This is a genomic window from Buttiauxella sp. BIGb0471, from assembly GCF_024807715.1.
GTDB lineage: Bacteria > Pseudomonadota > Gammaproteobacteria > Enterobacterales > Enterobacteriaceae > Buttiauxella > Buttiauxella agrestis.
This window is the reverse complement of sequence record NZ_JANUEU010000006.1, coordinates 198,757-223,916: the sequence shown is the minus strand read 5'-3', so window position 1 is coordinate 223,916 and position 25,160 is coordinate 198,757. Positions and strand designations below refer to the sequence as shown.

26 protein-coding genes are annotated in these 25,160 nt (G+C 49.9%); 5 read left to right on the top strand and 21 right to left on the bottom strand.

The window, feature by feature from the left end; genetic code table 11:
* Positions 1-62 precede the first annotated feature (62 nt).
* Positions 63-929: a 16S rRNA (cytidine(1402)-2'-O)-methyltransferase gene (gene rsmI, locus M2371_RS18395; protein WP_034492975.1), complete on the bottom strand. Its 867-nt coding sequence runs from the start codon at positions 927-929 to the stop codon at positions 63-65.
* 62 nt (positions 930-991) lie between these two features.
* Here rsmI and M2371_RS18390 point away from each other — a divergent pair, with 62 nt between their 5' ends.
* Genes M2371_RS18390 through dolP form a run of 4 tightly spaced genes read left to right on the top strand, consistent with a single transcriptional unit; the run spans position 992 to position 4,618 of the window.
* Positions 992-3,070, top strand: coding sequence for a penicillin-binding protein activator (locus M2371_RS18390; RefSeq protein WP_259268392.1), 2,079 nt, complete (start codon positions 992-994; stop codon positions 3,068-3,070).
* Entirely contained in the window at positions 3,028-3,423 is a 396-nt protein-coding gene (locus M2371_RS18385) for a YraN family protein (protein ID WP_172895649.1), read from the top strand. Before M2371_RS18390 ends, M2371_RS18385 begins: the two co-directional genes overlap by 43 nt.
* Before the next feature lie 19 nt (positions 3,424-3,442).
* Complete coding sequence (gene diaA, locus M2371_RS18380; RefSeq protein ID WP_034492968.1) at positions 3,443-4,033, top strand: DnaA initiator-associating protein DiaA; 591 nt, start codon at positions 3,443-3,445, stop codon at positions 4,031-4,033.
* A gap of 9 nt (positions 4,034-4,042) precedes the next feature.
* Complete coding sequence (dolP, locus tag M2371_RS18375; RefSeq protein WP_172895650.1) at positions 4,043-4,618, top strand: division/outer membrane stress-associated lipid-binding lipoprotein; 576 nt, start codon at positions 4,043-4,045, stop codon at positions 4,616-4,618.
* A gap of 61 nt (positions 4,619-4,679) precedes the next feature.
* On the opposite strand, the gene M2371_RS18370 is transcribed toward dolP, so the two are convergent.
* From M2371_RS18370 to M2371_RS18280, 19 genes are all read right to left on the bottom strand, one after another.
* Complete coding sequence (locus tag M2371_RS18370) at positions 4,680-6,590, bottom strand: transcription antiterminator (RefSeq protein WP_259268391.1); 1,911 nt, start codon at positions 6,588-6,590, stop codon at positions 4,680-4,682.
* Between the two features lie 15 nt (positions 6,591-6,605).
* Positions 6,606-7,712 carry a lactonase family protein gene (locus M2371_RS18365; RefSeq protein WP_172895652.1) on the bottom strand — a complete coding sequence of 369 codons (1,107 nt, stop codon included), beginning with the start codon at positions 7,710-7,712 and terminating at the stop codon, positions 6,606-6,608.
* 116 nt (positions 7,713-7,828) lie between these two features.
* Positions 7,829-8,569, bottom strand: coding sequence for a 2-dehydro-3-deoxy-phosphogluconate aldolase (locus M2371_RS18360; RefSeq protein ID WP_259268390.1), 741 nt, complete (start codon positions 8,567-8,569; stop codon positions 7,829-7,831).
* On the bottom strand, positions 8,566-9,684 hold the full coding sequence (locus tag M2371_RS18355) for a DgaE family pyridoxal phosphate-dependent ammonia lyase (RefSeq protein ID WP_259268389.1): 1,119 nt from the start codon (positions 9,682-9,684) through the stop codon (positions 8,566-8,568). Before M2371_RS18355 ends, M2371_RS18360 begins: the two co-directional genes overlap by 4 nt.
* Complete coding sequence (locus M2371_RS18350) at positions 9,668-10,801, bottom strand: amidohydrolase/deacetylase family metallohydrolase (RefSeq protein WP_259268388.1); 1,134 nt, start codon at positions 10,799-10,801, stop codon at positions 9,668-9,670. Before M2371_RS18350 ends, M2371_RS18355 begins: the two co-directional genes overlap by 17 nt.
* A 48-nt stretch (positions 10,802-10,849) precedes the next feature.
* Positions 10,850-11,491, bottom strand: coding sequence for a DUF4310 family protein (locus M2371_RS18345; protein WP_115631212.1), 642 nt, complete (start codon positions 11,489-11,491; stop codon positions 10,850-10,852).
* An 11-nt stretch (positions 11,492-11,502) separates the two neighbouring features.
* Positions 11,503-12,279, bottom strand: coding sequence for a DUF4311 domain-containing protein (locus M2371_RS18340; RefSeq protein WP_259268387.1), 777 nt, complete (start codon positions 12,277-12,279; stop codon positions 11,503-11,505).
* A 23-nt stretch (positions 12,280-12,302) separates the two neighbouring features.
* A complete protein-coding gene (locus tag M2371_RS18335) occupies positions 12,303-12,599 on the bottom strand; it encodes a DUF4312 family protein (protein WP_259268428.1) in 297 nt (98 codons plus the stop codon).
* 2 nt (positions 12,600-12,601) lie between these two features.
* The gene (locus tag M2371_RS18330; protein ID WP_034492950.1) at positions 12,602-12,964 is read right to left on the bottom strand and encodes an SFCGS family glycine-rich protein; all 363 of its coding nucleotides are present in this window, start codon (positions 12,962-12,964) and stop codon (positions 12,602-12,604) included.
* A 17-nt stretch (positions 12,965-12,981) separates the two neighbouring features.
* Positions 12,982-13,299 (bottom strand): glycine dehydrogenase, encoded by a 318-nt coding sequence (locus M2371_RS18325; protein ID WP_034492948.1) that lies wholly within the window; start codon positions 13,297-13,299, stop codon positions 12,982-12,984.
* Positions 13,300-13,670: 371 nt separating this feature from the next.
* Positions 13,671-14,651 carry a fimbrial protein gene (locus tag M2371_RS18320; RefSeq protein ID WP_259268386.1) on the bottom strand — a complete coding sequence of 327 codons (981 nt, stop codon included), beginning with the start codon at positions 14,649-14,651 and terminating at the stop codon, positions 13,671-13,673.
* 1 nt (position 14,652) lies between these two features.
* Positions 14,653-17,163 (bottom strand): fimbria/pilus outer membrane usher protein, encoded by a 2,511-nt coding sequence (locus M2371_RS18315; protein ID WP_259268385.1) that lies wholly within the window; start codon positions 17,161-17,163, stop codon positions 14,653-14,655.
* Positions 17,164-17,187: 24 nt separating this feature from the next.
* Positions 17,188-17,907: a molecular chaperone gene (locus tag M2371_RS18310; protein WP_259268384.1), complete on the bottom strand. Its 720-nt coding sequence runs from the start codon at positions 17,905-17,907 to the stop codon at positions 17,188-17,190.
* A gap of 62 nt (positions 17,908-17,969) precedes the next feature.
* The gene (locus tag M2371_RS18305; protein ID WP_172895661.1) at positions 17,970-18,536 is read right to left on the bottom strand and encodes a fimbrial protein; all 567 of its coding nucleotides are present in this window, start codon (positions 18,534-18,536) and stop codon (positions 17,970-17,972) included.
* 39 nt (positions 18,537-18,575) lie between these two features.
* Positions 18,576-19,115 (bottom strand): fimbrial protein, encoded by a 540-nt coding sequence (locus M2371_RS18300; protein WP_259268383.1) that lies wholly within the window; start codon positions 19,113-19,115, stop codon positions 18,576-18,578.
* Between the two features lie 331 nt (positions 19,116-19,446).
* A complete protein-coding gene (locus tag M2371_RS18295) occupies positions 19,447-19,860 on the bottom strand; it encodes a helix-turn-helix domain-containing protein (RefSeq protein ID WP_259268382.1) in 414 nt (137 codons plus the stop codon).
* Positions 19,861-20,121: 261 nt separating this feature from the next.
* The gene (locus tag M2371_RS18290; protein WP_034492934.1) at positions 20,122-21,429 is read right to left on the bottom strand and encodes a TRAP transporter large permease; all 1,308 of its coding nucleotides are present in this window, start codon (positions 21,427-21,429) and stop codon (positions 20,122-20,124) included.
* Positions 21,430-21,441: 12 nt separating this feature from the next.
* Complete coding sequence (locus M2371_RS18285; protein ID WP_259268381.1) at positions 21,442-21,984, bottom strand: TRAP transporter small permease; 543 nt, start codon at positions 21,982-21,984, stop codon at positions 21,442-21,444.
* Positions 21,985-22,031: 47 nt separating this feature from the next.
* Positions 22,032-23,045, bottom strand: a complete 1,014-nt coding sequence (locus M2371_RS18280) for a TRAP transporter substrate-binding protein (RefSeq protein WP_259268380.1) — start codon at positions 23,043-23,045, stop codon at positions 22,032-22,034.
* A gap of 282 nt (positions 23,046-23,327) precedes the next feature.
* Here M2371_RS18280 and M2371_RS18275 point away from each other — a divergent pair, with 282 nt between their 5' ends.
* Positions 23,328-24,266: a LysR family transcriptional regulator gene (locus M2371_RS18275; RefSeq protein WP_259268379.1), complete on the top strand. Its 939-nt coding sequence runs from the start codon at positions 23,328-23,330 to the stop codon at positions 24,264-24,266.
* Here the strand turns inward: M2371_RS18275 and mdcH are convergent.
* Positions 24,250-25,158: a malonate decarboxylase subunit epsilon gene (gene mdcH, locus M2371_RS18270; protein WP_259268378.1), complete on the bottom strand. Its 909-nt coding sequence runs from the start codon at positions 25,156-25,158 to the stop codon at positions 24,250-24,252. The two genes, M2371_RS18275 and mdcH, sit on opposite strands and share 17 nt — an antisense overlap.
* Positions 25,159-25,160 lie beyond the last annotated feature (2 nt).

Here is a 25,160-nt window from a genome sequence, read left to right as displayed (position 1 = left end):
TTAAAACCATACTAACAATAGTGATACCTGTAACGACAGAGTGCGAGGCTTCTCGAAAATCGCTATTTCTCGCTGTTTTCTAAAGCATATTTGTACAGCGCATTTTTCTTAACGCCGTGGATTTCAGCAGCCAGCGCAGCCGCTTTTTTGAGGGGCAGTTCTGTTTGCAGCAGTGCAAGAGTACGCAGTGCATCGGCCGGAAGCGCGTCATCGGCGGGTGCTTTGAAGCCTTCAACAATCAGCACCATCTCACCTTTACGGCGGTTTTCGTCTTCTTTCACCCACGCCGCCAATTCGCCAATCGGCGCACCATGGATTGATTCCCAGGTTTTCGTCAGCTCGCGCGCCAGCACCACATAACGCGATTCCCCCAGCACAGCGCATATATCGTCTAAACTATCGAGCAGGCGATGCGTAGACTCGTAGAAGATGAGCGTGCGGGGTTCTTGCTCAATCGCTTTAAGCGCGTCGCGGCGGCCTTTGGATTTTGCAGGCAAAAAGCCTTCGTAGCAGAAACGGTCTGAAGGCAAACCGGCTGCGCTTAATGCAGCAATCGCGGCGCATGGACCCGGCAACGGCACCACGCGGATACCCGCTTCACGGCAAGTACGCACTAAATGGTAGCCAGGATCGTTAATTAACGGCGTTCCTGCATCAGAAACTAACGCGATGCTCTGCCCTTCTTGCAGTTTAGCCAGCAAAGTTTCGGATTTTTGCTGCTCGTTATGATCGTGCAATGCGAACATCCGCGCATTTATCGCAAAATGTTGCAGCAGCAAACCGGTATGGCGAGTATCTTCGGCAGCAATCAGGTCAACGCTTTGCAACACGGATAACGCCCGCTGTGTGATATCGCCGAGGTTACCGATGGGTGTCGGAACGATGTAGAGCGTGCTGGCAGAAATAGCCGCCGTTTCGAGTTGTTTCATTGTTTCATCCGTATTGCCGATTTAATATTGAACACTGAGATAAAAATTACACTGGATACAGAATGGTACCGTCTAAAATTATTCGTTCTAAAGCCGGGCGCTGTCTGCCGGTTGTACTGGCCGCGCTAATATTCGCTGGCTGTACCACGACAAAAGCACCAGACCAGGCAACCGCGCATATGCAGGGCGAAGCCACAGCGGATTCCGCCTATTATCTGCAACAGATGCAGCAAAGCGGTGATGATAGCAAGACCACCTGGCAATTACTCGCCATTCATGCGCTGGTGAAAGAAGGCAAAACTCAGCAAGCCGTTGATCTCTACAATCAGCTGCCAAAAGAGATGAATGACGAACAACGCCGTGAACAACAGCTGTTGGTGCCTGAAATCAAAGTCGCGCAGAAAGATTACGCCGCCGCGAATGCCGCGCTGGCAAAAATCAATCTGGCCGAGTTGAACAAAAACCAGCAGGCCCGCTATTACCAGTCCTTTATCGACGCCAGCCAGAATCGCCCGTCGCTGGAGCTGCTGCGTGCTTATATTGCCCAGGAGCCTATGTTGACCGGCCCTGCGCATCAGAAAAATATCGACGGTACCTGGCAGGCATTATCTCAGATGACGCCAGAACAGATGAATGCGCTGGTCATTAATGCCGACGAAAACGCGCTGCAAGGCTGGCTGGATCTGCAACGAGTATGGAACGATAACCGCAACGATCCAGAAATGTTGAAAGCCGGGATCAAAGACTGGCAAACGCGTTACCCGCAAAATCCGGGTGCTAAAACGCTGCCAACTCAGCTAAGCAATATGCAGAATTACAAAGCGGCATCGACCGAGAAAATCGCCCTTCTGCTGCCGTTGAGTGGCCAGGCGGCAGTATTTGGTCGCACCATCCAGCAAGGTTTTGAAGCTGCAAAAAATATGGGTTCTGCCCCGGTTGCACAAACGACTGCACCTGCGCAAATGCCAGATGCTAACGCGCAGCCTGTTGATACCACCCAGGCTGCATTACCGCAGCCAACCGATCCTAATATGGTGGCAGCACCTTCGGCGGCATCCGTTGATGATTTAACGCAGCAGCCAGCAGAAACAACGGCGGCTCCGGTTCAGGCTCCACAAACGGCAACACAAACGGCGCCAGCGCCAGCCGCTCCGGCGAATCCTTCAGCGGAAGTGAAAGTCTACGATACCACCTCGCAACCGCTCGCTCAGTTGCTGGCGCAGGCACAGCAAGATGGCGCAACGCTGGTCGTCGGCCCGCTGCTTAAAAACAACGTGGATGAACTGGCCACCAGCACCTCGCCACTGAATATCCTGGCACTCAACCAACCGGAATCCGTTCAGAATCGCGCCAATATCTGCTATTTCGCGCTGTCGCCAGAAGATGAAGCCCGTGATGCTGCAGATCATATCTGGCAGCAAGGCCACCGTGCGCCACTGCTACTGGTGCCGCGTAACGCCTTGGGCGACCGAGTGACCAAAGCCTTTGCCGAAGAATGGGTGAAGCTTGGCGGCGGTACAGTCCTACAGCAGAAGTTCGGTTCAACGGCTGAACTCAAGCAAGGCATTAACAGTGGTTCAGGCATCGCGTTAAGCGGCACGCCTGTCACACCAGCCAGCGCTCAACCCGCAGGCGTGACCATTGGCGGGCTGACAATTCCACCACCGCCAACGGATGCGCAAATTACAGGTGCCACTTCCGGCGGCGTAGATGCAGCCTACATTGTGGCGACTCCCGATGAAGTCGCACTGATCAAACCGATGATTGCCATGCGTACCGGCAGCCGCAGCCCGGCGCAACTGTATGCCAGCTCACGCAGTTCTCAGGGTGTGAACGGTCCGGATTTCCGCCTGGAAATGGAAGGTTTGCAATTTAGTGAGATCCCAATGCTCGCGGGCAACAATCCGTCACTGATGCAGCAAGCACTCAGCAATGTGCATAACGATTACTCGTTAGCGCGACTGTACGCGATGGGCGTTGATGCCTGGTCACTGGCAAACCACTTCTCTCAAATGCGCCAGGTACCGGGTTATCAGGTGAATGGCAATACCGGCACGCTGTCTGCAAATCAGGACTGCGTCATTAACAGGAAGTTAAATTGGCTGCAATTCCGTCAGGGGCAAATCGTTCCGGCATCCTGACCCGTCAACAAACTGGCGCGCACTACGAGTTAGCCGCGCGCCGTTTTCTTGAACGCAAAGGACTGCGTTTTATCGCCGCCAACGTGCATTCCCGCGGTGGCGAAATCGACCTTATTATGCGACATGGCAGCGTTATCGTGTTTGTTGAAGTGCGATACCGCCGCTCAAATCACTTTGGTGATGCCGCCGCCAGCGTCACACACCGCAAGCAACAAAAATTGTTACATGCCGCTTCGTACTGGCTAGCCCGCACATCAGGAAGTTTTGATACTGTGGATTGCCGTTTCGATGTGTTAGCCTTCACCGGCAATGAAATAGAGTGGTTAACCAACGCGTTCACCGCAGATGTTTAAAGAAACCAGGTAAATAAACGTGCTCGAAAGAATCAAAGTCTGCTTCACGGAAAGTATTCAAACCCAGATTGCCGCAGCGGAAGCTCTGCCAGATGCTATCTCCCGTGCAGCCATGACGCTGGTTCAGTCACTGCTCAACGGCAATAAAATCTTGTGCTGTGGTAACGGCACATCTGCGGCGAATGCGCAGCATTTTGCCGCCAGCATGATCAACCGCTTTGAAACTGAGCGCCCGAGTTTACCTGCCATTGCACTTAATGCTGATAATGTGGTCTTAACCGCGATCGCAAACGATCGTTTACACGAAGAAGTGTATGCCAAACAAGTACGTGCGCTAGGCCATGCCGGTGATGTTTTGCTCGCCATTTCGACCCGCGGCAACAGCCGTGATATTGTCAAAGCGGTAGAAGCCGCAGTGACACGTGACATGACTATCGTTGCGCTCACAGGCTACGATGGCGGGGAACTGGCAGGACTGTTAGGTCCGCAGGATGTTGAAATTCGCATCCCTTCTCACCGCAGCGCACGCATTCAGGAAATGCATATGCTGACGGTAAACTGCTTATGCGATCTGATTGATAATACGTTATTCCCTCACCAGGACGATTAAGGAGTACAGATGAAGGCATATAAGCCACTTGCAGTCCTTATTACTGCGTTACTGCTACAAGGTTGTGTTGCTGCCGCAGTAGTGGGTACCGCCGCAGTTGCCACGAAAACGGCGACAGATCCGCGCTCAGTCGGTACTCAGGTTGACGATGGTACGCTGGAATTGCGCGTAAACAGCGCATTGGCTAAAGACGAACAAATTAAGAAAGAAACACGTATCAACGTCAGTGCATACCAGGGCAAAGTGCTGCTGGTTGGGCAGTCGCCGAACTCAGAACTCTCATCGCGTGCCAAACAAATTGCGTTGGGCGTTGATGGCACCACTGAGGTGTATAACGAAATCCGTAACATGGCACCAATTGGCCTGGGTACGGCGTCAAATGACACCTGGATCACGACCAAAGTGCGTTCGCAGTTGCTGACAAGCGATCAGGTGAAATCGACGAATGTGAAAGTCACGACCGAAAATGGCGAAGTGTTCCTGTTAGGTTTGCTGACTGACAGAGAAGCCAAAGCCGCGGCTGATATTGCCAGCCGGGTCAGTGGCGTGAAGCATGTGACCACCGCGTTTACTCTTCTGAAGTAACTTTTCCCCTCACCCTAACCCTCTCCCTCAGGGAGAAGGTTGGGATGAGGGTGGCTTCCCCTTAAAACCGACTCAAACAATCCATTGCCACCGCTTTAAACTCGTCAAAACTCCGGCTGTCCCGCAAGCGCGGCATCGCCCGTTCACGCAGAAAAGTCACAAACAAATCGTAAATTGCCATCGCCTCTTCGTACTCACTTTTGCTGATAGCGAGCAGGAAGATGACGTGCGCCGTTTCGTCACCCCAGCCAATTCCCTGCGGGGCAAGAACGGTATAAACCACGGTTTTGTTGGCCATTAGTCCCAATGAGTGCGGAAGCGCAATCCCCTCGCCCAACACCGTACTGACAATCGCCTCGCGCTCAACGACTGACGGATAAAAGTCTGCACCGACAAACCCTTCCTGCTCAAGTTGCTGGCACAACGAACTGAACAACTCCTGCTGTGTGACAGGCTCATCAATTACTCGGAAGTGGCTGGCATCAAAGAATTTTTCCAGCATGTACGGGCGGGTTCTGTCCACCAGCACCAGCTTGCCAAGCTGTTCGAGCTGATACTCCGTTGGGAACGGGGCAACGACCACCGTCGGTTTTTGTTTATCCGTTACGCGCGCCGTGGAAATCACAAAATCTTCTTCCACGCAGGCGAGCTGTTCGTAATCTCGCAACGAGATAATCCGCGTCACTTCAATTTGCGGGTATTTACGCAGCAACATCGCCTGAATCATACGCACCGTGGAATTGCCGGTGTCACATACCAGTAGCACGCGCGGATGGCGCTGATAACCAATGTTGTAATGCCGCTCCAGCCCCACGCCAATATGCAGCACCAGAAAACCAATTTCGTTTTCGCTGATGACATAAGGAGTGTATTTCCCCCAGCTCGACACCGCCGCCAGCGTCATGTCATAGGCCATCGGATAGTGCTGTTTAATGTTGTCGAGCAGCGGGTTCGGAATGTTTATCTGATACCGCACCCGGGTGATCATGGTTTTGATATGGGTAAGCAAATCAGCGTGCAACTGCTTATCGGCCAATAAGTTGTAGTTATAGTTGCTGTTGATAAAGCTCAGAATGTAATTCACCAGCGCTTCGTCGTCGTCAGCACTGATGACGCTCGGGGCCACATCCTGAATCTGGCGCGAGGCGATATGCACTTGCAGCCATTGTTCTTCCGCTTCCGAAAGCGGCTTATCGGCAAGTTTCTGAATCAACACCGTAATTTCACGGGCGGCTTCCCGTACGGCTTCGTCCACATTGTCGGCACTAAACTCCGGCAGCGGATAACCTTCGCTGATACGGCGCACAGCCACGGCGCAATACAAACGGATAAACTGCTCGCCCTCGTCCGTCAAACGAATTCGGCAGCGCGTAAAACAGTTATGTAATTCCGCCGCCAGTTGCTCTGGCACGCCAGCGTTCAGCGCTTCTTCAGTCAGCAGCGGGTTATCGCTATCTTCCTGAGTCAGTTGCCAAAGTAATTCCGTCAGACAGGCACGCACCGACATTTCGCTGCCAAACAATTTCATGCCGTGACGCGGGCGGGTTTCAATCGTCAGGTTGTAACGCGCCAGCCATTCACGCACTTCTGCCATATCACTTTGCAAGGTAGCGCGGCTGACAAACCACTCTTCCGCCAGATCTTCGAGTTTTAATGAGAAGGCAGATGTCAGAAAACGTACCACTAAATAATGGACGCGCTCCGGGGAATTACGCGGGATCCGCAACTGGCGCGAAGGCTGCTGCACCAGCTCCTGATAAAGCGAGCTGTCGGCAATATTGAGCTGATACCCCGCACCACGACTGAGCACAAACTGCGCACCATGCCCGGCCATCAATGCGTTTAGAGCAGTAATATCCGCGCGCACCGTGCGGGTAGAAACCGATAAGCGCCGCGCCAGTTCATCCTGGGGCAGCGTTTCGTTTTGCAGCATTTCAAACAACTGGGCCAGACGTTGGTTTGGGAATCTCACTGCCGTTTCCTTTCTTTAATCGGGCGTGATGCCTGTCATCACCATCTGTGATGGGCTTCCCACCGCAATGTAATCCTCAACAAAAGTCAGTTTTCCATTGCCGTGCGCCACACTAAAACGAGTGATGTTGTCACTGCGCTGATTCATGACGTACAGATACTTTTCATTATGGTCGAGGGTGAGCGTGCGTGGGTAATCTCCCCGCGTCCAGACATGTTCCTGAAGCACCAGTTTGCCGTTCGCGGTGACGGTAAAATGACCGATGCTGTTGTGTAAACGGTTAGCGATATACAGCTGTTTTCCGTCTTTACTCAGCAGTAAACCCGAAGCATAACTGGTGCCTTTGAAACCTTCGGGCAGCGAAGACAGACTTTCGCCTTCGGTCAGTGTTCCCAGGTTTTCATCAACCTGGTAATACGTCAGCGTGGAAGCCTCTTCGTTGATCAGCCACAAACCCTCACCGCCAGGCATAAACACAAAATGACGAGGCCCGGCACCTTTTGAAGAAGCATCAATATAAGGAGGATCGTTAGGCACGAGCTTGCCGCGGGCTTCGTCGAAACGATATTGATAGATTCGATCCAGACCCAGATCGGTAGTAAAGACGTATTTGCCCGTGGGATCGGCGGCGATCATATGAGCGTGCGCACTGCTGTGACCGCTGGCAGCAAAACTACCTTCTGCGGCGGCTTCCGGCTTTTTGGCTCCCGCTGGCCCTGAATCTTGTTGAACATCAGTGGCATCACCGAGGCTGCCGTCGGCTCTCACGGGCAATACGGCAACGGAACCGCTGCCGTAATTTGCCACCAACAGATAGCGCCCATCCGGCGTGAGTGCGAGAAACACCGCCCCCGCACCGCCCGATGAAACCTGATTCAGCTCGGTAAGATTACCGTCATCCCCCACGCGCAACGCTGCAACAATGCCTTGTTCTGCTTCGCTTGCCACATACAACGTTTTGCCATTTTTAGCGGCGGTTAGCTGCGCCGCATTGGGCAATTCGCAAACTAACGTTTTGTGGGTCAGTGCACCGGTTTCGGCATCTACCAGGAAGCGGTACACGCCTTCTCCGTTGGGATGGTAAGTGCCGATCCAGGCATACTGCGGCTGTGTTGCAGGCATCAGAGATCCTTGTTATGTATGAGATTGGTCGCCCTCACCCTAACCCTCTCCCCCAGGAGAGGGAACTGCCCAGTTTCCCCCTCTCCCTCAGGGAGAGGGCCGGGGTGAGGGTGGGTTTAGCCGACCAACTTCTTGGTCATTTCCAGCAAAGTGCGCACATCTTGCGGACGCGTATTGCCGCTCGCTTTATCAATAATTGAACTGTAAATATGCGGAATCACTTTGCTTACGCCCGCATCCAGTGCGATTTTCAGAATTTCTTCGTAGTTCTCAAGGTCAATACCACCGGTGGGCTCCAGCCAGAAATCATATTTTGCGCAAGCTTTCGCTACCGCTTCATATTCATCACGGCATTGCAGGCCGCCCATTGGGAAATATTTGACTGAGCTTCCGCCCATGTCTTTGAGCAGCTTAATTGCGGTTTCGACAGGTACGATGCCGTCTGGCGCGCCAGAACTCAACGGGCCGGTGGAAATTTTCACCATGCCGACCGTGCCGGTTGGGGAAATCAGGCCGTTGACCACGCTTTCATTTTGCCCAAGCAGCGCACGGCTGGTTCCCACGCCGGTAAATACCTGGTTTACATGCTGCGGTTGCACCTGGCGGGAGATCTCACTCACCATTGCCGATTGATTCGGGTCGCCTGCACCAAGGCCAACAGAGAGCGCATTTTCGATCAACGCCGCATATTCGCGCATATCTGCAACAGCACAGGCGACATCCGGGTAATTTTTGGAAAGCACGCCCACCAGCACATGCCCTTCGGCAGCGTCGTAAATGGCTTTAGCATTCTCTTTGGAGCCAGCCAGCACGTTCAGGCAAACACGATCGCGGTAAAAGTTCGGGGTCAATTTCATGCCTGTTTCTCCTTGCTGACCAAAGCCTTAATGCTGTGATAAATAATCTCTAGCTGCTGCGGGTTTACGCTGCGCACGTCGGCTTCGATAATCCCTTCGTTAGCTTTGTAGCCACGGAAGAAAATCGCATATTCGCCTTGTTTCAGCGCGCTGACTAACTCTACGGTGCTGGTGCCAATCACCGCTTCATCGAATTTAATTTCAGTACGCGCAATATCACGGCTGGCGGCATCCCACACGACGCGGGCGCTGATACCCTCAATCGTATTGAGATTAGCGATAAACGGCGTCATTTTTTCCACCATCTGCGCACCGCTCTCTTTTTCCGCACTCAGATAATGTTCGATAGCGCAGGTCAGGCCAAGAATGCCTTCTTTACCGACTTTCATGGCGCGTCCAATGCCGCCGGTTTGCAGTTTCACCCACTCGATGTACTGCGCTTTGCCGATCACCAGACCACTGGTTGGCCCTTCAATCGCTTTTGCGCCGCTGTAAATCACCAGATCAGCACCGGCGCGGTAGTAACACTGCAAATCTTCTTCAGCCGCAGCATCAACAATTAATGGCAGGTTATGCTTGCGGGCCACGACCGCCGCCTGCTCAACGCTAAGCATGCTTTTCTGCACCGAGTGGTGAGATTTGATATACAGAATGGCCGCCGTGCGCGGGGAAATCGCCGCAGCCAGTTGATCGGCCGAACATTCGTTGGCGTAACCGGCTTCAACCACTTTGCCGCCACCGAGATAAACCATGGTGCCTACCGGCGCGCCGAAGTTCACGTTGTGGCCTTTTGGTAACACGATTTCGTTATTCTCAAGCGGGGTGCCATGCAGGTTTTCAATCAGCCACGCGTTGTCTTTCACCAGCACTGCCGCCACCGATTGCGCGATACCGGCGGAAGCACAGGACACCACCGTCGCCGCTTCCACATCCAGCAGTTTTGCGATGTATTCCCCAGTTTTGTTCACCAGGTCTTTCATTTCAAAGTAGTGATTCATGCCGTTCGTCACGGCGTCCACCACTTCCGGGCGCGGAGTAGAAACACCGAGTGCCGTCATGCGGCCCGATGCGTTAATGACTTGTTTTAAATTGTATTTTTCATAAATTGAAGACATGTTCTTGCTTCCCTGGTTCGGTCGTAAACCATTTTCCAGCGCGAACTGCGGCAAGTGCCACCAGCAGTTGTTCCCCCTGGAGTGTCTGATTTTCTGAGTCGGTAAATACCGTCGGCTGGCGGCGTTTGGCAAAAATAGTCAGGTCGCCGTCAAGGCCAATCGACAAACGGCCTTTATTCACCAGGCGCAGGCCGTCGGCTGCATGTGCCGTCACACAATCAATGACTTGTGGCAGCGACATGCCGATGGAGAGGAATTTGGACATCACCACGCCGAGGCTATGCACCGGGCCGTTAATGCGGTTGCGGCAGTAAATATCGGAGCTGATGGTGTGCGGCAAAATCCCTTTGCTGATGGCGATTTTCGCCACTTCAAAGCTCAAACTGGCCGTGCCGTGACCGACATCAAGGCGCACGCCGCGCTGTATCGCGCTGGAAACCGAGGCACGTAATTCACCCGCAGGCGTCAGAATGCGGTTCGGTTTGCCGTTGTAGCAGTGGGTGATGATGTCGCCGCTGGTCAATAAATCGGTGATTTCATCGAGGTCCGGCGGATTGTTACCAATGTGCACCATCAGCGGCAGCTCGCCGTTTTCACGCTGGATTTGTTTGGCGATTTCAAGCGGTTTAATGCCGTTAGCACCCACCACGCTGCTGCTCATACGCGCTTTGATGCCGACGATAAAACCCGGGTGGCGCATGACGGCATCGCGCACCGCCACTTTGTCGATATTCGCCATATCAGAGAGTTCGTTTTGCGCAATCAGCCCGACCTTCGAGATATTTAGCAGAGCGTAAACGTCGGTCCGCGCACTGCGAGTCAGCTCGTAAAACTCGTCGATGTCATCCGCACCGGTGCTTCCGGCATCCACCACCGTCGTCACGCCCGTCCGAATACCGATACTGTCGGGGTCATCGTGATAAATCGGGGATTTTTGGTAGCAGTGAACGTGGGAATCAATCCAACCAGCGCTGACGTAATACTCGCCGTTAAGCTGGCGTTCTTCGCGTGTTTCGCCCGTGACTCCGCCCAGTGCCGCAATTTTTCCATCTTTAATCGCGATGTCGATAACCGTATCGTCCACCAGGCGGGCGTTGCGCAGGATTAAGTCGTACATGGTTTTTTCCTTATTGGCGGATGGGACGCGCCATCCGCCAAAAAAGTTCTACAAAGCAATCGGGAAGAAAGCGCCAAAAAGCATCGCGCCAAGAATTGCGCCGCCGGTAATCGGTTTGTTCCACAGGTAAAACAGCAGCGAACCAATCAAGGATCCGATACCAATTGGAATCGAGGCTGCCATTGCGCTGAGGATAATTAACGGGCCAAGGAAGCGGCCGGATGCGTTACCCGCGCCCATCATCACGTCAGCACCGTAAGTAGAGTTGCTTTGGTTGATGGTGAATTTACGCGCAAGAATGATCAGATAACCAATCGCCAGGCCAATCACCAAACCGGTTGCTAAAGAAGCGGCGAAGTTAGCGACCGGGAAGATAATCCCGGCACCCAACAACAGCGCAGGAACGCCAAGCCCGACACCGGTTTGAATCGCCCCGCCGATGTCCAGAATCCCGACCAGCGAACCTTCAATGATGCGGGCAAACAGGAAGCTGGCACCAAATGCTGCGACTGCGCCATACACGCCGGTGTCGATTCCGGCACGCAGCATGGAAACAAACGCTACTTCGTTAAATGCGCCGATTCCGTAGAGGTAGTACATGTGTGTCCCGGCGAACACGCCGGATGAAAGCAGGCCAACAAAAATCGGGAAAGACCAGTCGGCGTACCAAAAACCTTTATTCTCTTCCATCATTGGCTCCCTTATTTTCCGCTCAGCGAGTTATGAATCAGATCCAGCCAGTTCGGCACGGTCAGATGGAAGGATTCGATCATCTTCATGTCGAAACCACGGAAGAAACCACTCAGGACAAACAGCGCGATAATCGCGACCATCATCACTTTGGTGACGTGGTTCCAACCGCTCTCTTCCACACCTTTACCAATCAGGATGCCCAGCACCAGACCCGGTACGGCGTTACCCATAATCAGCTGTGCGCAGCCGCCGAAAATCGTCGCCCAGAAGCCCGATTTCTTACCGGCGTCAATCGCTGCCAGCCAGAAAATAACCGGCATCACGGTGTTCACCAGCAGGTTAGCGGCAGGCACCAGAACTTTTACCGCCGTGACCTGCAATGCAGCCGGAACCGCAGAAGCCGTGGTGTTAAGGAAAGCGACGACAATCATGCCGATGACACCGCAGGCGATAGCCATCTTTTTCGGGTCATGCAGGGTTTGCGCGACGTTACGGTTTTTCACCATCAACGCGGCAGCACCCCAGTTTGGGATAATGCGGTGGTCAACATCTTGTGTGAACGCTCCTGCTGCAACCGAGGACGCCCATGCGTTAAAGAAGAAGCCCAGTCCAAATGAGAAGTGTGAAGCCGGATCGCCTTCGCAGGAATTTAGCTCACCGAGAGTACGAAAAGCGCCCATCCCTTGAGTGGTAGGCGCGTGAAACATACGTGCAGCCCCGGCGCCAACTCCAACACCCACCAGACCGCCGATGATTAGCGATTTTATTAATATAATTAAGAACATCTGTCTGTCCTTTCTGTGTGATTTTATTGGGGAATGAAATCGACTCTGTCCATGTTGATTGCAGTAACATTGACTGAAACATCCAGCTCGACGCTGAACATTTGTTTTTCACGCTTCAGGAAGAAGAACAAAAACGCTTCCTTCTTAACCTGGACTCGCGCCTGAATAACTTGCACATCCTGTGGCTCAATGCGCAGTAAAATGTGGGGAGAAGATTTCATCACCGAGCCCTGAACATGATTCAGGGCGTCAGCAAAGGCTTTGGCTTTGGTATCGCCGCGCCCTTTCACTCTCACCGTTTCTGAGAAGTGTTCTTTCATACTCACTGACCGTACTTCTTGGCCCAGGCCTGCACCAGACGCTCGCCCAGCTCTTCTTTATCCATAAAACCAAAGCCCAGAACATTATTGCCTTCGTTAATTGCGGTCACGCCTTCATCCACTGAACGCATGCCGTATTTGGCTTTGTAACCGTGTTTGGTTTGCGCGGTGATAGCACCTGCGCCGCCGCTACCGCAGAAAGAGATACCAAACGTGGCATTTTCTGCTTTCATTACATCGCCCAGTTTCATATCAGCGGCAACACCAGGAATCACCACGGCACGACCGCCCGCTTTCTCAATCCCTGCCGCCACTTTCTGGCCTTTGCCCAGACGATCGCCAATCACTACGGTAATTTGTTCCATGTGTTTCTCCTGATTATTCAAAGATTGTCTTTCGCGACTTCAAAATGCACCGACAACAACCACGCCTCTTCAACGGGGAGATTGCCAAACTGTTCCACCACTTCTTTCGCCATCACCAGCGAGTCATCAGAGATTTCCTCAAACAGACTCTCTTCAACTTCTGGCAGCGGTTCGCCAGTCAATGACCGATGAGCCATGGCACGAACGTGGGATGTCAGCATCTGTTCCTGCACCGCGTTCGGCGTGATGTTTCTGTTCATAAGCAGCGTATTGATAAACGCCAACACTCGTTCCGTGAGAAGCGTTTCCTCGGTACACCCGGCTTCATTAACCATTACCGCTCCGTCATTCACACTACGTACCTCTTCGCTGTCAGGCTTTTAAGGTATCGGGCAGGGTTAAAGGTTTGTAGCGAGTTGTTTTCCACTTCGAAGTGGAAATCGCGGCTTCAATAGTGATTTGCGCCACATAAAAGGGCTGAATCGTGATGATTGGCTGGTTTAGTGTGATTACAGTCACGCATTAACAATGCTTAAGTGAGAGTTCTCAGTGAGAGTTTTTGAGTAAATTTGTGAGCCAGGGGGGGGTTTTGGGGGAAATATTGGAAAGGCTTATGGCACATTTTCCGGTAAAGAAAACTTCCTGCGGTGCCAGAACGGTTGAGTTTTACCCAACCGTTTTTTTAAATAGTGGGAATTGCTTTAAATTAGAGGAAGTTAAGTTTAATGGTCGCAATGGTATCAATTTTCCCGGCCTTCACTTCTGGCGAGATTGCGATATAACGTGCCGCCAGCGGTATCGAACTCTGGTTATGCACCATCGGTAAATCATCGAGCGACACGGGCGAGCCAAAAGCCAAAGGCAAATTGCGATAGAGGAGCTGCACACCCACACCCGTCGCGTTATCCGCAGTCAGAGTATTTTTCAAAATCCCCTTTTCCGGGTCTGCTGCCACACCATACAACGTCATTTCGATGTGTTCCGGGGAGCCGGTACACACATAAGTGATATCAAACTGAGTGGATGCGGCAGTCTTCTGCGCTTGTAGTGTCGCAACATCAACAGGAACCAGGCTGAATGCTGCATTCGCCGCTAAGAAGTGGCAATACCCCGCAGGTGGTGTGGCACTAAAAGAATAATCCACGCTGACTGACTGCTGTAGTGCCGAACGAGTCAGAGTCAATATGGAAGGACTTTGATAGCTGATGTGCCCTAATGACTCAATTGAGCCGGTCTTGACCAGTTCGGTTTTAATAAAAACATCGTCACTGGTTAAATCGCTTTTATCATCCAGCGTAAACTGTTCGTTAACCGGCAGTGTGCTAAGCGGCGTGTGGTTTCCTTTCTGACGAATAAGCAAAGAAAGGCGAATACCAATACCTGCGACCGAAGTCGGATAAACATTATCACCCGTCATGCTTCCATTCATGATCCCGGTGATCGATAACTGATCCTGCGACTGCGAAGAGGCGCAGCTAATATCCTTGCGTTGATGTGCAAGACTAGAAAGCGAAGCGCGTTTCACATACAGCGTGTCACCCACATTGGCTTGCAGAGGATCTTTTTGAAGCGATCCGTTAAGCACAATTGAAAGCCGGGATTGGCTTTGCACATTGCAGGCTGAAGCGAGCGTGGGGAATAGCGAAATCAATCCAGACAGCAGTAATATTTTTAAGGAACCACGCATCTTAGCTATTCCCACAGGTTAGTTTCATCATTGTTATCGGTAATTTCCCGCTCGCGACAGGCAATTTATAGTGTGCTTTGCAAGCCTGGTTATCGTCTAAACTAATACTGAGATCCCCTTCATCCGGTGCACCAGTAATAAAGAGTTGCCCACCGTCACCTACAAAGAACATTCTGTCGCTATCTATCAGGCTTGCTTGCGAACCAAAGGGAATAACTTTGCCTCTCTGGCTCACGGTAAAGAGCACCTTACGGCCAATATTCGCTGGGAAATTAGCAAGGACGACCGCATCTTTAGTGGGAATAACGTTGGTTGAGATATTTTCAAAGGAAATATTAGCGCCCACGCTGTCAGCATCAATTTGAATCGAGTTATTATCGTATGCAGATAATTCAGGCACGATGGTGTAACCGCGCCAGTCGGTATAAACGCCGAGGTTATTTTTCACACCAACATGGCTCGCGCCCGGTGCACTCACCAACGCTAACGCGCCATCGGAATACTGACCAATTGTCGCTCCATGGCGATGGATAATAAGTTGCCCGTTTAGCCCATAGGTAAACTGCTTTTGGTTTTCATCCTGGTTATAACCCATCTGAATCTCACCATAACTCCCTTTATAGTCGGTAGTTATACTGGCATTTCTGCCATCTTCTTCACCCTTATTGACGTTGTAACCCAATTGCGTGTTATAGGTGAACACTTCGGAATCCATGATATTGCCATGCAAGCCCAACGTTTGATTACTATTCCCTTCGGTGTCATTGGTCATCATTAACGAGGCCGAATTTTTTGCTTCTTTGTCGAATACGGATAATGGCAGCGTGAAGTTGACCATCACCTGTTTGTCATTAGTGACGTTCCCTTCTTCATCAAAATCCTGGTTAAGGCTTAGGGTGAGTGACGTACTTACTGGCCCGATCGGGGAATTAAACCCAAGCTGGTACATTTTCGAGCTGGTGCTGTCTCTATAATCAGTTTGGTTCATAGAAACAAATATAGTTTGAGTGTCACTCACAGCCTGGTTAATTGATAACGTGAACTGCTTTTCGCGCGCTTTACTTTCGTCTGCCGTACCATAGTTATCGGCAAATGAAACATAATGGTCGCTGTATTGGGTGTAATTAAAGTTAATATCGCTACGGGTTGTTTCCATATGGTTAGCGTAAGCAAGATGCATCGCAGTTCCACTGCGGTTCTCATGACTTTCCGCAAGCGTGGAGTTTTCTTTTGCCACATCAATGGAGAATGCACCAAGAAACCCTAAGTCTAGCCCCACACCAAGGTCGTAGCTTCGGTAATCGTTGGTATTCTGTATACCGCTTAATAAAGTCACATCATAGGGTAAACCGTAAGCCGCTGTAGCCTGGAATACATCAGGTTCCTCAGACTTTATTGTTGCCTCTGAATACTTCCCGACAGATAGCCCATATTTCAACGAGCCCTGGCGCTGCAAAATAGACATTGAAGAAAATGACTGGCTAAGATGTTTTTCGCTGCCATCAGCCTCTTGAATGGTGATATCTAATATTCCACCGGACGAAACGGGAGCCATATCAGAAATAGCAAACGGGCCGGGCGCAACATTGGTCTGATAAATTATATTATTGTTTTGCCGAACTATGACTTTTGCATTGCTATTCGCAACACCACGGATAACCGGAGAAAAACCATTAATGCTATCCGGGATCATTTCGGTATCAGAAGTGAGTTGCAGGCCTTTAATGCGAATACTGTCGAACAGATCGCCAGTAGTGTAGGCATCGCCCATCACCAGTTCACTTTTTAACGAAGGAATTGCGCGCTCAACGAAAGTGCTGAGGCTTTCCACTTCCGTACCGGAACCGCTGCTTTGCGAGAGGGTCGATAAATTACGTAAACGCCATGGGCCAAGATTCAGCCCATTTTTGAAATTGACATAGTTTTCAGCACCAGCAGAACTATCTTGCTTATTTTCAATGGTTTGTGAACCAGACGCCTGGTAACCGATGAGCAATGCGGGAATGCCGTCATCCCAAAGCTCTGGGGGAATTTCATCTTTAAGCAAGGTACGTAGCGTAGTTTGCGGGAAAGAGAGCGACAGTTTTTTAGTGAGATAATCAAACGAAGACGTGGCAACCGGCACAGCTTCGTTTAGTAATACACAACTACGATCTTCTTTGTCCAGATTGATATTCACATCGTGTGAAGATGAATCAACGCCGATTTTTGCGTACATTTCAACCGGAATACACGGGATAAGTGCTTCTTTCTGCATTGAGAATTGAATATCTTCCTTCGCAAATTTTTTACCATTCACTTCAATATAAACGTGATAAGTCCCCTCTTTAACCTGGTTTGCTAATACCGAATTGAGATCGGTAATAGCGGGGGCGCCGCCCACAGACTGCATCATGCCTGGGTCAAAATAAGCCTGCCCTTGCGCCAAAGATATAGACGACAAAATAGTTAAAAACAATGAACTGCGAATGACAACAGGTTTCACGAGGGCACGACGAATGATTAATGACATGGCAAGCTTCAGTTTTATCTTGAATTAGAGCGTCGCTGTTTTCTCAGGCGAAGTGACAGAAAATTCATTCATTGCGGTCCAGACAACTTTTGCCCCAGCAGGTGCAGATTTCACTTTATAGGTCTGTTCACCATGAGGGGCGACTACTGTGTTGTTATCTTCAATGGAGATTTTTAACGCTTCGTTATTAATTAAAACTTTATTCATAACAACATAATAAGGTGAGTTATTTGTCACGGTAACCGTATCATTACTCAACCTTTTCCACGAAAGAGCCGCGATTGCGTCTTCCAGGTTACCGGGGAGATTTTCAGGGCGATAGAAAACTTTAATCCGAGTCAGTACCGCAACCATGACTTTGGTTTTAACCAACTTCTCGCCATCTGTCATTGCCGGAATAGCTTTAACATCTAACCAAACCAGGCTTTCACGATCGGTTGGTAAACCCTCACCGGAATACATTACCTGAACAATCGCTTCACTTTTATTTGCCATATGGAATAAAGGTGGCGAAACAAAGAAAGGTAGTTTGGCATTCTTTTCAAGCCCAGGATTTCCCTGCGCATCAATCCACGACTGGACTAAATATTCACGATCTTCCGAATTTTTAACCGAGATATTGATATCAGGATCTTTGGCATGATAATAAACACGGTTTGCCGAAAGTTGAACAGTTGCAGAGGAAGAGAAACTCAGGCTTGTCAGCGCAAAAATTGCTGCTGCGACGAATGGACGTAATTTCATGATGTATTCCATAGATAAAAATGGCTGGCAAAAATGCCAGCCATGAGATGACTAATAGCTAATTAAAGGAAGTTAACTTTAACGTTAGTCGTAGCGCTGATGGTGCCAGAAATAACTGTTTGGGTAGATACTGTTTGAGTTGGAGCAACGTACAGAGGGATATGCGCACCACCGGAGGATTCGGTGTTATGAACCAGTGAGCTACCACTATTAGCTTTAATCAATACATGTTCCTGGGTAAGCAGAACCTCGTCCCAGAAGCTAACCGCTACGTGCTGCGCGCTACCAGGTACATCATCCAGTGCGATCAAGCTGCTGTTTTCGGTATCTGCGGTACCCAGAATGCTGACAGAAACAGTTTGTCCTGCAGGGCATTTGGTCAGGGTAATATCGTATACCGCACCTGGGTTATTTTTATAAGGCTTGCCTGATTCTACGGTACCGATATCGTAAATGCTGATGTCATCAAAGGTTACTGAGTCAGGAGCACTCACTTCACAAGCAGAGTAATCGGTAACATGGCCAGTCAGCGTAATGTCGCTAACAATTGCTTCCTGCGTTGCGTGGCTTACACCTGACAGGCTAGAAAATGCCATAGCCAAAGAAAGAACTAAAATCTTCTTGTTCATAATAAATCCCTTATTTTTAAACCGATTAGCAAATAGCAATTAGAGGAAAGTCACTTTAATTTGAGCTGAAGTAGATACGTCGCCCGGAGTAACGGTGCTAGTTGCGTCAGATTTTACTAATCCGAAATCCAGGCCAACCATTGCGACGGTTGTTTTAATTGGATCGCCGCCGAGTTTGTATTGGGTGGAGTCATCGTGATTCCACATAGCAATACCCACATTAGTCGCTGCATCTGTAGCAGCGCCATTGGCAAGAATTGTGCTGTCTGTGGCATCAGCGTTACCAAGAACAGAGACTTCCGCGTTAATACTTTCACAGTCAGTGATAGCAACTTGCAAAGTACGTACGGAAGTCTGAGTTGGTTCTTGATCTGAAGTTTTCAGGTCAGCCATTAAAGGTGAACCCAGTTCCAGTGCACTATTGCTCAGAGCTACTTTACAAGCAGGAGCACTAATAGAGCCTGAAACTGCAAGGTTCAGGAGGCTTGAGTCATCTGCTGCATGTGCCATAGAGCCAACAAGAGCGCTTGCTGCAACTAAAGATGCAAGCGTCACTTTTTTGAAAAATGTATGATTCATTTCATGTCCCTTTTTTTTATAAAATAAATATCAAACCTTATCAGCATCATGCTAATAGAGTTTGAGATTTACCTATCCATTTTAATGAAACTTTATATAGCTTAGAGGTATTAACTAAGGGGCTTATGACTATTGCGCTTCGTGATTTTATTTTCGTAATTACTCTACAACACAAGCTAATATTTTACACTCGTGAAATGATCCGAATTTGGACAGGCAGTGACTAGTAAATTATTTTCGTTATAGTTAACAAAGTACTTCCCAACAACAAGGCCCAGAGACTTAGTCAAGAAGGGGAAAAATAATGCCAGAGCCTAATTAAAATAAATTTTCATTTAATGCCATAAGTGCAATTAATAGATTTAAGCATCTCATTTTCCATAGTGATAAATCCTCTCATTTTCATTTCAGAGAGAATGTGCATAGTTCCGCTGCGTGATTTTCCAGTTTTGCTACGTATATACTTTTCAGCATGTAAACTATCGCGCAAAAGCTTAGGCTCATTCATGGGTTCAATTAACTGATTGCGAATTATCTCAAACGAGTTGGATGTCGATAACTGCAAGGTATGCGTAAAGAGGGCATTGCTCACTGCCTGGAGATGCATAGCAAAGATCTCCCATAGACCATTCTGCCCAATAAGCTCCAGCAACATGCAGTGGTCGAGCACCGCTATTTCAGATGGATAAAGCACCCTCAGCCATACAATCGTATGATACATACGATAAAATATTTTAAATCTCACACAAGGCAGATCCAAATTTGGATCTACAAGTTTATTGAGTTAAACCTTGAGCCAAAATATTATTGTCATATTTATGGGCGTTTTTATTTTATTGAAAACACATTACTGATGGTGAATGTCACTTATATAACCACGGATTAAAATAATCACATAATCATAGGCTTATGGAATAATTTAAGTCATAGCGGCAATGGATTATGAATTTGAAGGGGAAGAGTAAAGTGGCGGAGGAACCCCCGCCAGAATGTGTAAAGTCTACTTTTATTTTACCAGTCCCATACTCTGTGGCAGCGCCATGGTGATTGCCGGTAAATACGTCACCATCATCAAAACTATTGCTATCACCGCAAAGAATGGCAGCAATGGCTTAATCACGCGCTCAATCTTAATATCCCCGACTTTACAGCCGGTAAATAAGATTGGCCCTACTGGTGGCGTAATCGTGCCGAGCGATAAGTTAAACACCATCATGATACCGAAATGCACCGGGTCCATTCCAAACTGCATGCAGATTGGCAGGAAGATTGGGGTGAAGATTAATACCGCAGGCGTTGGGTCCATAAAGGTGCCGACCACCAGCAATACCAGGTTCATAATCAGCAAAATAACAATAAAGCTATCGGTAGCAGAAAGTAAACCGGAGGCAATCAGTGCCGGTATTTTGGTGAAGGCCATGACCCACGACATAATCGATGATGCCGCCAGCATGAAGATAACAATCGCGGTCATTTTCGCCGTGGCGAGGAATATCTTCGGCAAGTCGTCAATTTTAATGTTGCGATAGATTATGCCGAGAACCAGCGAATAAACGACCGCAATCGCCGATGCTTCCGTCGCCGTAAATACGCCGCCAAGAATGCCTCCGATAACAACGACAATCATCATCAGGCTTGGAATAGCATCAAATAAAATACGCAGCGTCTGGCCTTTATTTGCCGAACGGTCGGCCACATAGCCACGGCGTTTCGCAATGAAACCCGCAACCAGCATCACACCTAAACCCCACAGAATACCCGGCACATAACCAGCCATAAACAGCGCGGAAATAGACACGCTACCCGCCACCGTTGCGTAAACAATCAAAGAGTTGCTTGGCGGAATCAGCATACCCGTTGGTGCAGAAGCAATGTTCACCGCGGCACTGAACGCCGGATCGTACTGCTCTTTTTTCTGAATCGGCGACATGATGCCACCGACAGCGGCGGCCGACGCCACCCCAGAACCGCTGATCGATCCAAACAGCATATTGGCGACAACGTTGGTTTGCGCCAGTGGGCCGGGCAAGAAATTACTGACCATTTTGGCGCAGTTAATTAAACGAATGGCGATCCCGCCATTATTCATTAAATTCCCCGCCAGTATAAAGAAGGGAATGGCTAATAAGGCAAAGGAGTCGAGGCCAACAAAGACGCGCTGTGCCGACGTTAATATCGCCCCATCGAAAGGTAAGATAAGTAACATTGCGGCAAAAGAAGAAATCCCGATGCTGATACTAATTGGCGTGCCCGCCAGCAGTAAAATAAACACACCGCTAAACATTACCAGAGCAACAATAATTGCAATATCCATATCGACACCCAATCAATCTTGTTTCGAAGAAAACTTTCTGAACAACCCATATTGGTTATACAGACAATAGAACAGCGTCATTGCACCACTCAGTGGAATCGCAATGTAGATGATGCCGATAGGAATTTGTAATGCGGAATCAAGCTGTGCCATCTGGCGGCTCATCCCGATATAGCCCCCGATAGTCAGCACCAGTAATGCAAATACTGAGGTGGCTAATTCACCAATAATTTCCAGTGAAAGACGCAATTTACGCGGCATTTTATCGCGCATAAAAGTGATAGCCATATGCTCGCGCAGACCGAAAACATAGGCCCCACCAATCAGTACCAGCCAGATAAATAAATAACGTGCCAGCACTTCGCTGACCGCACTTGGACTATTCAATAAATAACGGGAAGCAACCTGCCAGGTCACCAGCAGTGTCATTAATCCCACAATTAAAATACATACATATGACGCCACTTTATCAACGGCCTGTTTCACTCGGGTGATATGCGAATAAAAATCAGATTTAGATACGGCGGCGGAGGGGGCGGTTTGCGTCACTTTCATCATATTCTCCACAGGGGGCCAGAAAGCCCCCTGGTTACTAAGCCGTATTACTCGGCCAACTCACGAATTTTTTCGTACAACGCTTTTTGTTCCGGCGTAGTCAACATGGCAGATTGCAGCGGTTTGCAACGTTCCTGGAATGGCTTGATATCCACTTCAGTGAAGGTCGCGCCGTTGTCTTTCGCGATTTGACGTGCGCCATCGAGCGCTTTATCCCACAGTTCAAACTGAGTCTGGGTGCTCTCTTTGGCTAATTTGCGGAACAGATCGCGATCGCCTTCATCCATTTTGGCGAGGAAACTTTCGTTAGCGACGAGCAGGTCGGCCACCATCACGTGGCGCGTTGCTGAGAAATACGGAGCCACTTCGTACTGTTTGAGGTCGGCATAAGTGATTTCATTGTTTTCAGCACCATCCAGCACGCCCTGCTGAATTGCTGAATACACTTCACCCTGGCCCATCGGCACGCCGGTTCCGCCCATGCAAGACAACATTTTGATCATGGTATCGGACTGCATTACGCGGATCTTTTTACCCTGCATATCAGCCGGGGTGATGACGGCGGCACCTTTGGTGTAAACACTGCGAGCGCCTGCTGTATACGCGGTAATAACTTCAAAACCGGTGCCTTTGGTGGAAGCAAACAAATTATCGAGCACGCCAGACGTAAACACTTTGCGCTGGTGTTCCGGGTTGTCGTACACGTACGGCATAGCCAGAACCGAGAAGTTTTTATTGAAGTTTTCCACCAGCGGGTTAGCCACAACCGCCATCTGAATCGCACCAGACTGAACCAGTTCAAGCGAAGCCCGCTGGTCACCCAATAGTTCATTTGGGTGGATTTCTAATTTATAACGACCATTGGTCGCCGCTTCCAGCTTATCGCTGAAGGAAACTAACGCTTTGTATTGTGGGTTATTTTCAGATTGGTTAAACGCGGTTTTTAGAGTAACGGTGCCTGTTGGAGCAGCGTCATCGCCACATCCGCTCACCAAAATCGTTGCCGCAACAGCGGTAGCAACCAGCGAAATTTTTGGCAAAACATGTTTCAAATGCAGCATCCTGAGATTCCCTTATCCATGATTTCTTTGTGGAACTATTCCGTTTCGAAAGCATTTACGCATTGAATGAATTAAAAATGAAACGATATTTCACATAAATCTGAGTTTTGATTCATTTTGTAATTTAGATCTCAAAGCCACACTCAAAAAAGGGCTTAAAACTGACTTTTCTTTACGGTTCAGGCGCAGTTGACGGGTCTGAAAAGATTTCAGCCCGTGAAGCTCAAGCGGTTTTAAGGTACTTTATGGCGAACTTACCGGGGCGACAGATCCAGAAAATCCATGAAAATAGACGCAGAAATCACTTTCCGAAAACTCGAGATATTCATGGTGTTTATGGAAAAGGGGAATATTGCCCGAACCGCAGAGGCTCTGGGCATCAGTGGCGTGAGCGTTCATCGCGCCCTGCACACCCTTGAAGAAGGCGTTCGCTGCCCGCTGTTTATTCATAAAGGCCGCAACCTGGTACCGTTGCCTGCGGCAAACACGCTGCTTGAACACAGCAAAGAAGCGGTGGCACTGATGGTGCGCGGTATAGCAGAAACTCGCCAGACCGCAGGTGTCGGGCAAGGACGTTTACGCATCGGCACGCTGTATTCTCTCACGCTCGAAACCGTGCCACGCCTGATTATGGGCATGAAATTACGCCGCCCGGAATTGGAAATGGATCTCACCATGGGTTCCAACCAAATGCTGCTCAATATGCTCGAAGACGGCGTCCTGGATGCGATCCTGATTTCGATTTCAGAAAGCGAAATCGACAGAAATAGACTCGAAGTGTTGCCTTTGTTCCAGGATGACATTTTCCTCGCCGCATCCAGCACGTTTCCGCTCGATACCAGCAAGCTAGCCGATCTTCGTGATTACCATAACGAGAAGTTTGTTTCGTTAGCCGAAGGCTTTGCGACCTACAACGGCTTCCAGGAAGCGTTTCATATCGCTGGATTTGAACCAGAAATTGTCACGCGTGTGAACGATATTTTCTCGATGATAAGTCTGGTGCAGGCGGGTGTGGGATTGGCTTTAATGCCGGGGCGCATGAAGAAAGTGTATGAAAATTCGGTACAACTGCTGAAACTTGCCGACCCTTATCAGATGCAGCAATCCATCGCGATTGTCTTTGCCCGCAACCGTGAACACGATCCTAATCTGCTGGCTCTGGCTGCCGAAGGGCGCATGTACGCCCGTTCGTTTATTGATACGCCTAACGCGCCTCTTTAACGCGCTCGGCGAGGCGTTTTATCAGCGCGACGCTGTTATTTTCCGCGCAAACCATTTCACCTTCACGGAACGCCTGGCGCGTGAGTCCGGTCAGCACGCTACCTGGCGGCATTTCGATGGCCAGGCGCACATCGCGTTCGTTAGCGGCAATCATCGCATCACGCCAGCGCACGGTACGCGACATATTCAGCGCTAAATCTTCGGCAATTTTCTCCGGCTGCCAGGCCACGCGAGCGGTACTGCCGCTGAGATAGGTACAGCGTGGACGGGTTAGCGTCACATCGGCAAACGCCTGTTGTAGTTTTAACGCGGGTTCAGCCAGTAATTCGCAGTGCGATGGCACACTGACTGCCAGTTGTTTAGCTTTCTGCGCCCCAAATTTCAGCGCACGCTGGGCCACTTTCGCCATGTCTTCTTCACGCCCGGCAATCACAATTTGCTGCTCGGCGTTGATATTAGCGATGTACGTTCCGCTGCCTTCCACCAGTGTTTCGACCTGACTGAGTTGCAAGCCGGTAATCGCCGTCAAACCATAACCTTGCGGATACGCCTGCTCCATTAAATCACCGCGCAGAGCCACTAAACGTAACGCATCTTCAAAGCTTAACGCGCCCGCCACCACGGCAGCCGGAAACGCGCCGATGGACAAACCACACACCATATCGGGCACCACACCATTGCGCTCAAGTTCCTGCGCACAGGCCACGCCTGCAATTAACAGGCAAAGTTGAACAGCACGGGTATGTTTCAGCGCATCAATCGTATCGAGCGCGTCGGCTTCATCACCTAAAACTGCACGAACTCGCGCCATAATGTCGCTATCTTGCGGTAATTTCTGCAACATACCGACGCGTTGCGTTCCCTGTCCGGGAAAAGTGAAGAGAATTTTCATGC

Coding starts and splice junctions, on each gene's coding strand:
- M2371_RS18365 (WP_172895652.1), bottom strand. CDS start 7,712: ATGCCTGCAACACAGCCGCAGTATGCCTGGATCGGCACTTACCATCCC.
- mdcH (WP_259268378.1), bottom strand. CDS start 25,158: ATGAAAATTCTCTTCACTTTTCCCGGACAGGGAACGCAACGCGTCGGT.
- M2371_RS18285 (WP_259268381.1), bottom strand. CDS start 21,984: ATGAAAGTGACGCAAACCGCCCCCTCCGCCGCCGTATCTAAATCTGAT.
- M2371_RS18315 (WP_259268385.1), bottom strand. CDS start 17,163: ATGTCATTAATCATTCGTCGTGCCCTCGTGAAACCTGTTGTCATTCGC.
- M2371_RS18360 (WP_259268390.1), bottom strand. CDS start 8,569: ATGAAATTGACCCCGAACTTTTACCGCGATCGTGTTTGCCTGAACGTG.
- M2371_RS18280 (WP_259268380.1), bottom strand. CDS start 23,045: ATGCTGCATTTGAAACATGTTTTGCCAAAAATTTCGCTGGTTGCTACC.
- M2371_RS18350 (WP_259268388.1), bottom strand. CDS start 10,801: ATGTACGACTTAATCCTGCGCAACGCCCGCCTGGTGGACGATACGGTT.
- M2371_RS18305 (WP_172895661.1), bottom strand. CDS start 18,536: ATGAACAAGAAGATTTTAGTTCTTTCTTTGGCTATGGCATTTTCTAGC.
- M2371_RS18340 (WP_259268387.1), bottom strand. CDS start 12,279: ATGTTCTTAATTATATTAATAAAATCGCTAATCATCGGCGGTCTGGTG.
- M2371_RS18320 (WP_259268386.1), bottom strand. CDS start 14,651: ATGCGTGGTTCCTTAAAAATATTACTGCTGTCTGGATTGATTTCGCTA.
- rsmI (WP_034492975.1), bottom strand. CDS start 929: ATGAAACAACTCGAAACGGCGGCTATTTCTGCCAGCACGCTCTACATC.
- M2371_RS18300 (WP_259268383.1), bottom strand. CDS start 19,115: ATGAATCATACATTTTTCAAAAAAGTGACGCTTGCATCTTTAGTTGCA.
- M2371_RS18355 (WP_259268389.1), bottom strand. CDS start 9,684: ATGTCTTCAATTTATGAAAAATACAATTTAAAACAAGTCATTAACGCA.
- M2371_RS18275 (WP_259268379.1), top strand. CDS start 23,328: ATGAAAATAGACGCAGAAATCACTTTCCGAAAACTCGAGATATTCATG.
- M2371_RS18310 (WP_259268384.1), bottom strand. CDS start 17,907: ATGAAATTACGTCCATTCGTCGCAGCAGCAATTTTTGCGCTGACAAGC.
- M2371_RS18345 (WP_115631212.1), bottom strand. CDS start 11,491: ATGGAAGAGAATAAAGGTTTTTGGTACGCCGACTGGTCTTTCCCGATT.
- dolP (WP_172895650.1), top strand. CDS start 4,043: ATGAAGGCATATAAGCCACTTGCAGTCCTTATTACTGCGTTACTGCTA.
- M2371_RS18390 (WP_259268392.1), top strand. CDS start 992: ATGGTACCGTCTAAAATTATTCGTTCTAAAGCCGGGCGCTGTCTGCCG.
- M2371_RS18335 (WP_259268428.1), bottom strand. CDS start 12,599: ATGAAAGAACACTTCTCAGAAACGGTGAGAGTGAAAGGGCGCGGCGAT.
- M2371_RS18325 (WP_034492948.1), bottom strand. CDS start 13,299: ATGGTTAATGAAGCCGGGTGTACCGAGGAAACGCTTCTCACGGAACGA.
- M2371_RS18290 (WP_034492934.1), bottom strand. CDS start 21,429: ATGGATATTGCAATTATTGTTGCTCTGGTAATGTTTAGCGGTGTGTTT.
- M2371_RS18330 (WP_034492950.1), bottom strand. CDS start 12,964: ATGGAACAAATTACCGTAGTGATTGGCGATCGTCTGGGCAAAGGCCAG.